Origin of the sequence: Aminobacterium sp. EBM-42, assembly GCF_001896635.1 — a bacterium.
Lineage (GTDB): Bacteria > Synergistota > Synergistia > Synergistales > Aminobacteriaceae > Aminobacterium > Aminobacterium colombiense.
Window position 1 is genome coordinate 1 of sequence record NZ_MPPC01000019.1, and the last position, 1,987, is coordinate 1,987.

At 59.3% G+C, this 1,987-nt stretch carries 2 protein-coding genes; one reads left to right on the forward strand and one right to left on the reverse strand.

Translation table 11 applies throughout. The features are described from left to right. A partial coding sequence (locus BUC50_RS05715; protein ID WP_286677222.1) for a TVP38/TMEM64 family protein occupies positions 1 to 642 on the reverse strand: 642 nt, incomplete at its 3' end. Between the two features lie 319 nt (positions 643 to 961). Here BUC50_RS05715 and BUC50_RS05720 point away from each other — a divergent pair. After that, positions 962 to 1,987 (forward strand): acetate--CoA ligase family protein (locus BUC50_RS05720; RefSeq protein ID WP_286677223.1); only part of this gene is annotated, 1,026 nt, incomplete at its 3' end.

Genomic DNA, 1,987 nt, shown 5'->3' on the forward strand with positions numbered 1-1,987 from the left:
CCTTGACACGAGCGCCTCTCCAAAGATCGAATACAGCACCACAGAGGGCAGGACGCCCAGGCAGGTAGCCTTCATGAAGTCCTTCCATTCCACCCCGGCAGCGGCCGCAGCGGTGTTGATGGCAACAAAAGGGAAAACAGTGGCCAGCTGGAGCAGAAGCACGATGGGGTAGCCGTTTCTGTTGATGGTTTCCTTGATCCTGGCAGTCTTTTCATCATGGCCCCACCGGTTTTCGATTCCCAGTGACTTGACCAGGACAAAGGCGAGGTTGGCGTTGATCAGTGCCCCGATATAGGACAGGACCATGCCCGGCAGCGGTCCGAAGCTCGCCGCACCGGTGACGATCAACAGGCTCAGCGGCGATATGAGCGGCAGGACCCCAGTGAGGAGAACGAATATCAGGCCCCCTGCCAGCCCGAGGTCTTCCAGGGTGAGACGAAGGTATATCCAGTCTTTGAGCGGATAGGGATCGGTGACACGGAACAGTCCGAGCACGGCAAAGAAAACCACCAGGGAAAACACTGTGAGGCTGATGCTCCGCCTGATCGGAGAGTGTGAGTGCATAAACCGGTGGTACCGCTCGAGAAGCCCCTCAATAGAGCGGTACAGGCGCGACGAGGTGATGAGATTCATGCCGTACATCACACATAATCATATGCACAGGCGATCCTCTTTGCAATGTCTCTTTGAAGCGTCTCCCACCCGCACACTATGAAACCGCTCTCCGCGCTCCATCATCAATGGGTTCCCCCTTTTCATCGTCCTCATGCGGAACCTCTTCACGGGCTGCTGACAAGTATGCCTGATCATGGCTCAAGCCGGAGTGCGCCCACAGTCCAATGCATTCTACGACCACCCCACTGACGGCTTGCCGTTTACGCCCGAAGCTGGTAAAATAGAATAGCTTGATATTCCGTTGAATATCTCCTGACTCTACATGGAGAGTGAAAGGAAGGTAAACATGGCAGCAGGACCGCTCGAAACCATCTTGAACCCGTCCTCCATCGCCCTGGCCGGTGCGAGCAACAATATGAGCAAGATGGGCACCATCCAGATGCTCAACCTGATCGACAGCGGGTTCCCCGGGGAGATCATGCCTGTTCATCCCAGGGAGTCCGTGGTGCTGGGAAAGAAAGCATATCCCGCCATAGCCGATCTGCCTTATGCCCCCGACCTCGCCATTCTCGTGGTGCCCACGGCGCTGGTGCCCGACATGCTCGAGGACTTCGGAAAGCTCGGCACCCGGCACGCCATCATCATCACCGCGGGTTTCAAAGAAACCGGGGAAGAGGGCATGGGCCTGGAGAGGCGGATCATCGAGATCGCACGCAACCACGGAATCAGGTTCCTGGGGCCCAACTGTCTGGGCATCGTGAACACCCACCTGCCGCTCAACGTCACCGTGGCCCCCATCCTGGGATACGGCGGAGGGCTCTCGCTGGCCTCGCAGAGCGGAACCTACATCGCGCAGACGGTCCATTTCCTGCGCAGGAACGGCATCGTCCTGGGCACGGCCGTCAGCGTGGGAAACGAGGCCGACATCGATATCACCGACTGTCTTGAGTATCTGGGGCAAGACGAACACACTAAAGCCATCGGCCTGTACATAGAAGGAATCCGCGATGCCGGGCGTTTTCTCCGGGTGGCCCGGAGGGTGAGCGGAAAAAAGCCCATCGTGGCCCAGTATGTCGGGGGAACCGAAGCAGGGGCACGCTCCGGTTCGAGCCACACCGGCGCCATAGCCGGACCCGACTATATCTACGACGGCCTTTTCGAGCAGGCGGGCATCATCCGCGTGGACACCATCGAGGAGGTCTACCGGATCGGGTGGGCCCTGGCCACGCAGCCGCCGCTGAAAGGATCCCGCATCGCCGTGCTAACCAACTCGGGCGGCCCGGGGTCGGGGATCGCCACCACCTTAAACGCTGCAGGGCTCGAGGTTCCCGAGTTTTCCGATGCAGTCCAGAAGCAGGTCAGCCGGTATCTC